This window comes from Methanosarcina sp., assembly GCF_035390745.1.
GTDB lineage: Archaea > Halobacteriota > Methanosarcinia > Methanosarcinales > Methanosarcinaceae > Methanosarcina.
Genome location: NZ_DAOOUJ010000005.1, coordinates 99,731 through 105,962 on the forward strand (window position 1 = coordinate 99,731; position 6,232 = coordinate 105,962).

Sequence of the window (6,232 nt, forward strand, 5' to 3'; positions counted from 1 at the left end):
GAAAAAATCGGGTGAAATAATCGGAAGCCTTCAATTATTTAATTATCACTTACACGGCTTCCGGCTCACTCTATCACCCTTTCAGTTGTGGTGCCTGTCAACTATGGAATGGAGTTCTGCCAGCTCTACGAGAGAATTTTTTTGAGAAATTCGCAAACTCAAACGATTAATCTTATTCTTTTCTGATTTCTTCAGCCCCACCCAGATAAGGTCTGAGAACCTCAGGAATTTCTACGCTGCCGTCTTCGCGCTGGTAGTTTTCCAGTATTGCTACAGCCGTCCTGCCGACAGCAAGCCCCGAGCCGTTAAGCGTGTGGACAAACTGAGGTCCCTCAGGAGTTCTGAAACGAATATTGGCTCTCCTTGCCTGGAAGTTCTCGAAATTTGAGCAAGAAGAAATTTCCCTGTACTTTTGCTGTGTGGGTATCCATACTTCGAGGTCATAAGTCTTTGCAGCCGAGAATCCCAGATCACCGGTGCAGAGGCTCACTACGCGGTAAGGCAGCTTAAGGAGTTTGAGAATCTCTTCCGCATCTAGAGTAAGTTTTTCCAGCTCTTCATAAGAGGTCTCAGGCTTCACGAACTTGACAAGTTCAACCTTATTGAACTGGTGGTTGCGGATGAGGCCTCTTGTATCCTGACCGTGTTTTCCTGCTTCACGTCTGAAACATGCAGTATATGCTGTAAGATATACTGGCAGATTTTCCATATATTCGTCCATGAAAAGGTTGGTTACAGGCACTTCCGCAGTAGGCGCAAGATAGAAACCATCAGTACATCCGTACATATCGTCTTTAAACTTGGGCAACTGGCCTGTACCGGTCATGGCTTTCTCATTAATAAGTACAGGAGGGAAAACTTCAAGGTAGCCCTGCCTGGTGTGAACATCAAGCATGAAGTTTATAAGTGCCCTTTCGAGTTTTGCACCCATTCCTTTGTGAACTGTAAATCCCTGGCCTGAGATCTTGGCTGCTCTTTCAAAATCCAGGATATCCAGAGCCTCTCCGATTTCCCAGTGAGGCTTTGGAGTAAACGTAAACTCTCTTGGCTCTCCAACTACCCTTACAACCGGATTGTCGTTTTCGTCCTTGCCTACAGGTGTAGTTTCGGAAGGGATGTTGGGAATACTGAGCATAATTTCATTTATTTTTGATTTGTAATCGCGTATTTTGTCATCCAGCTCTTTAATACGGCTGTTAATGCCCTGCATTTCATCTATCCTGGACGCAGCATCTTTATTTTCCTTTTTAAGCTGCGCTATCTCGCGGGTGACCACATTCCTCTTATGCTTCAGGCTGTCGCCCTCGGCGAGACATTCCCTCCAGGCTGCATCGTATTCAAGAAGACTATCAATAAGTTCTGTGCCCATATTCCTGTTAATAAGAGCACGCCCAACTACGTCGGGGTTATTACGTACAAATTTAAGTTCCAGCATGTTAAGCCCGTGATATCCTGCATGTTAGCTAATATATATTTTGCTATTTTCAGACTGAAAGTCTATATAAAAGACAGAAAAACAAAAATAAGTAATGGAAAAAGGAAAGTAAGGAAATTCCGGATTACCTTACACTGGCAAGGATTTTCCCGTAAGGACTTTCCTCAAAGTAACTGACGAACTGGCTGGCCTCGCTGGAATCGTTGGATTCCGAGCCGAGAAGAAAACTTGAGAGAGTTGCTCTGTTCATATATACAACTCTTGGCTCGCCCTGGACACCTCCAAGTTCCGCAGCTTTATCAATTGCGTCATAGAGGTTCCCAAAGTCATCTACAAGCCCAAGCTCTTTTGCTCTGTAGCCGGTATAGATGCGGCCGTCAGCAAGTTCCTTTACCTCACTTCGGCTCATATTCCGCCCGTCGGCAACCTGGGTCACAAATTCGTCATAACTCTCCATTACAACCGTATCAGCATATTCTTTCTCTGCGTCGGTAAGCCCTCTCCAGTTCCCTCCCATATCTTTGAACTCTCCTGATTTCGCAACATAATAATCCACACCTTCATTCTGGTAATAACCGGACATATTCTCAAAGGTCCAGATAACTCCAATAGATCCCGTATTTGTGGAGGGATTTGCATATATGTAATCTGCCGGTGCAGAGATATAATATGCAGCGCTGGCTGCAAGGTCTCCCATAGAAACAACAACAGGGATACCCTGTTCCTGTGCTCTTTCGATCTCTAATGATATTTCCTGAGCAGCCGAGGGAGATCCTCCACCACTGTTTACCCTTAGTACAATTGCCCTGACATTATCATCCTCTACAGCAGAGCGAATATTTTCACATATTTCTTCGGAGGTTGCATAGCCGAGCCCTGCGGGAATATTCCCTGTGAGCATGGAGCCCTGCACATAAATTACCGCTATCTTGTCGGAACTCCCGAGATCTCCTCCGAAACCGAGGCTGTAAAAAATAGCAGCTATACTGACCATAATAACAGCAATTAAAGCCAGAAACACCATAAAATACGATGTACTGCTGCGTTTCTTCTTAGGAAAGGAAGGGGAAGAGCCCGAATTCATACTTAAACTCTTGCTTTCAATGTTTTTCTTATGAGGGTTCATGGGAGAAGGTCCCTGAGAATCCGTTTTTGCCGCCTCCTGTCTTTCAGGAGAAGAATATAAACTTGAGGAATTTTCCTTGATTGTACTCTCCGAAATGCCTCCATCAGGAACATTAGTCTCTTTTCGATTATAAACACTATTTGTCGAGAGGTCATCTCCAGATATCTTTTCAGGACTCGTGTTTTTTGAATCCATATTTTCTGAATTTACATTTTCATCGTTCATATTGACAGAACCGCATTTCTTGGATTTGTTTCTCTGACTTCCCCGGTCTGTACTTTTTCACTGCTGAAAACTCCAGTTAAGGGGCAGGCAAATTCCCTGAGAAGGGACTGCCAGAAAGATATTTTTTCAGAAACCCTCAATGAAAAGATTATTTCAATAGTCTGAATTGTCAGAGCAACTATTTATGTTTCTCTGCATTCCACCCCTCTTTAGATATAGTTATCAACTATCCCTCAAATAAGTTCCCTTAAACACAATAAGCGAAATATATTTCAGAATTGCAGTCGTCCAGAAGAGATACACTTATAAAAATATATGGAGATAAGAATGTCAAATTCATCCAGTAAACCCGTACTTGTCACATGTGGCCTGCCCTATGCCAACGGCAAGGCACATATTGGGCATCTCCGAACCTATGTGCCAGCTGATATTTTTGCCCGTTCCCTGAAAAAGGAAGGGAGGGAAGTTACTTTTGTCTGCGGCTCGGATACCCATGGCACACCAATTGTCGTAAATGCCGAAGAGCTCGGGATCACCCCTAAAGAACTTGTAGAGATATACCATAAACACTTTGATGAAACTTTCAAGCAGCTTGGGATTTATTTTGATGCCTTCGGGACAACGGATGACCCTGAAAATCATAGTCGGACACTTGACATTGTAAGCAGGCTGATTGAAAAAGGCTATGTTTACCCGAAAATTATAGAGATTGCCTACTGTTCGGCATGCAACCGTTTCCTTCCTGACCGGTATGTAGAAGGAGCCTGCCCCCACTGCGGAGAAACCGCCAGAGGAGACGAATGCGACCAGGGTTGCGGAAAACACCTTGAGCCCGGAGAGCTTCAGAACCCTGTCTGTACTATATGCGGGGGCCCTGCAGAATACCGCCAGCAGGAACACTTCTTTTTCAAACTTTCTGAATTCAGCGATTATCTGATGGATTACCTCTCAAACGACCTCGGAGGGACCACAAACGCCATCAACTATGCAATTGGATGGGTAAAGCAGGGGCTTACAGACTGGTGCATTACACGGAACCTTGAATGGGGAGTGAAATTCCCCGGACACGATGATCTTGTAGTCTATGTCTGGGTGGATGCCCCGATAGGATATATTGCTTTCACAGAGGAATGGGCTGCACAGGCAGGAGATTCCTGGGAGAAATTCTGGAAAGGTGATGGAGAAATAGTTCATTTCATCGGAGGAGATATTACCTACCATCACTGCATTTTCTGGCCTGCCATGCTTAAAGGCGCAGATTATTCCGTACCCACAGCAGTTGTAGCCTCAGGCATGGTAAAAATAGAAGACAGAAAGTTTTCCAAAACCAGAGGTTATGTAGTCTGGGTAGGGGAAGACTATCTTGACCACGGCTTCCATCCCGACCTTCTCAGGTATTACCTTGCAAGCTACACCTCCCATACAAAGGAATTGAACTTCTCCTGGCGCGTGCTTCAGGAAAAGATCAATGCCGAACTTGTGGCAGTGCTCGGAAATTTCCTCTACAGGACCATGCTTTTTGCTTTCAAGAACTACGGCGAGGTACCGGAAGGCAAAGTAGAACCTGAAGTCCAGAAAGAGATAGAGAAGGCTCTTGTAGAGGTCAAAGCCGGTATGGCTGAGTACGAGTTCAAGAAAGCCGTAGATTCCGCCATGACCCTTGCTTCTTTCGGAAACACTTATTTCCAGTCCCGCGAGCCCTGGAAACTGATAAAAGAAGACAGAGCCGCATGCGGACAGGTTGTCTATAACTGCCTGCACCTCGTTAAAGCCCTGAGCCTTATATTTGAACCTGTGCTCCCGCAGACTATGGAAGAAGCCTGGAAAGAACTCGGACAGGAAAACGATATACACGCTGCACTGTATGAAGATGCTCTTGTTCCCCTGAAAACAGGCACAAAACTTGCAAAACCTGAAATCCTCTTTACCAAGCTCGAAGATGACAGGATAGGAGAAATGGAGGAGATTGCAAACCAGCGTGTAGCAGCCGCAAACGCAAAGAGAAACGCAGCAAAAGGAAATGAAAAAGAACCTTCAAAGTCCGAAGGAATGGGCCCATCTGAAGAGGCAAAAGCAGAAGAAAAAGCCGCAGGTACCGCAAAAGCAGAAGAAAAAGAACAGATTGAAACTCTTCCCTTGATTGATTACGAGGACTTTGCAAAACTTGACATCAGGGTAGGAAAAGTACTCTTTGCCGAGCCTGTGAAGAAGTCAAAAAAGCTCCTGAGAATTGAAGTGGATATAGGAGAGGAAAAGCCGAGGCAGCTTGTTGCAGGCATGGCTTCATATTACACTCCAGAAGAGCTTGTCGGAAAATCCGTAATCGTGCTCGCCAACCTGAAACCCGCCAAACTCTGCGGAGTTGAGTCAAACGGCATGATGCTTGCAGCCGATGACGGTGGAGCAATTGTAGCAGCTCTGATGCCGGATAAAGATATAAAGCCGGGCTCCAGAATCAGGTAAAAAGTAGAGAAAAGTAAAAGTTTTGAATAATGTAGAATTTAAAACATATTAAAATAAGTTAAAAACAAGTAAAAGTTAGATATCCGTCTTCGTGCCCGTATAAAATGCGGGCATGATAGATATGCTGCAGGAAGTGATCAAACAACGACTTCCTGCCTTAAAACCATAAGTCTCTTTTCTCCGTCAATTACTTTTAAGACGAGCTTATCTCCTTTGGTGACATTATCAAGTTTGCCAATATCCTCAGGATACTTTGGGTCAAGGTAAAGGTTTACCGTATCTCCGGTTTTCAGGGTTGTACCGTATAAATTAGAGATATTTAATTCGAAACTATCTCCGTCAACTTCTACCATTACTTTTGTATCGTTCTTAAACGTGAATGGCTCTCCGCCGTTGTGTTCAAGTTTTATAAGGTTTCCTTCAAGCTCTCCGGTGTCAAGCCTGCCGCCCATTGAAAGCCCTGTTGAATAGGATTGTAAAATACCTGTAATGCTGCTGGAACCTATAGCGTATGCAAAAATAATAGTTAAAAGAACCATCAAAGCAACCCCAACAATCGGCGAGACCGCTTTTTTATTTTTTAAAATCTCTGCCGCACCCATGGTTCACTCCAAATCCAAAAATATTCATTGAGTATTAGCAGCTTTATCTATATAAAATTTAAGACTGTTTGAGATTAAAAAGTTATTATTGTCTAAGAAATGAATACAAGAGTAAAGAAAAAGATGAATATAGAGGAGGAGAATGAAGTATAAAAGGAAGAGTACAGGATAATAAGGTCATCAAATTTTAAATAATGACTCACTTGCTTTTTTCCAGCAACATCTCAAGGTAAGAAGTCCGGATGGAATCTTTTTCATTCAGCCCAAACTTATACAAAAAATCAAATAACTTAGCCCTCGAACTTGCTAAATCTTCATTATCTGCTACATCAATCTCTACTTCCAGAAACTCTCCAAGCCCTTCAACTGCATCAAGACAGA

General features: G+C 43.7%; 5 protein-coding genes. 1 reads left to right on the top strand and 4 read right to left on the bottom strand.

The window, feature by feature from the left end:
• Positions 1-172: 172 nt before the first annotated feature.
• Positions 173-1,435 carry a serine--tRNA ligase gene (gene serS / locus PLL47_RS02890; protein ID WP_324444581.1) on the bottom strand — a complete coding sequence of 421 codons (1,263 nt, stop codon included), beginning with the start codon at positions 1,433-1,435 and terminating at the stop codon, positions 173-175.
• A 124-nt stretch (positions 1,436-1,559) separates the two neighbouring features.
• Positions 1,560-2,786 (bottom strand): signal peptide peptidase SppA, encoded by a 1,227-nt coding sequence (gene sppA, locus PLL47_RS02895; RefSeq protein ID WP_324444583.1) that lies wholly within the window; start codon positions 2,784-2,786, stop codon positions 1,560-1,562.
• 327 nt (positions 2,787-3,113) lie between these two features.
• On the opposite strand from sppA, the gene metG reads away from it, so the two are divergent.
• The gene (metG, locus tag PLL47_RS02900; protein ID WP_324444585.1) at positions 3,114-5,249 is read left to right on the top strand and encodes a methionine--tRNA ligase; all 2,136 of its coding nucleotides are present in this window, start codon (positions 3,114-3,116) and stop codon (positions 5,247-5,249) included.
• A 137-nt stretch (positions 5,250-5,386) separates the two neighbouring features.
• Here the strand turns inward: metG and PLL47_RS02905 are convergent, their stop codons facing one another.
• Both PLL47_RS02905 and PLL47_RS02910 read right to left on the bottom strand, forming a co-directional pair.
• Positions 5,387-5,851 carry a type IV pilin N-terminal domain-containing protein gene (locus PLL47_RS02905; protein ID WP_324444587.1) on the bottom strand — a complete coding sequence of 155 codons (465 nt, stop codon included), beginning with the start codon at positions 5,849-5,851 and terminating at the stop codon, positions 5,387-5,389.
• A gap of 199 nt (positions 5,852-6,050) precedes the next feature.
• Positions 6,051-6,232: CYTH domain-containing protein (locus PLL47_RS02910; RefSeq protein ID WP_324444589.1), on the bottom strand; the 182-nt coding region annotated here is incomplete at its 5' end.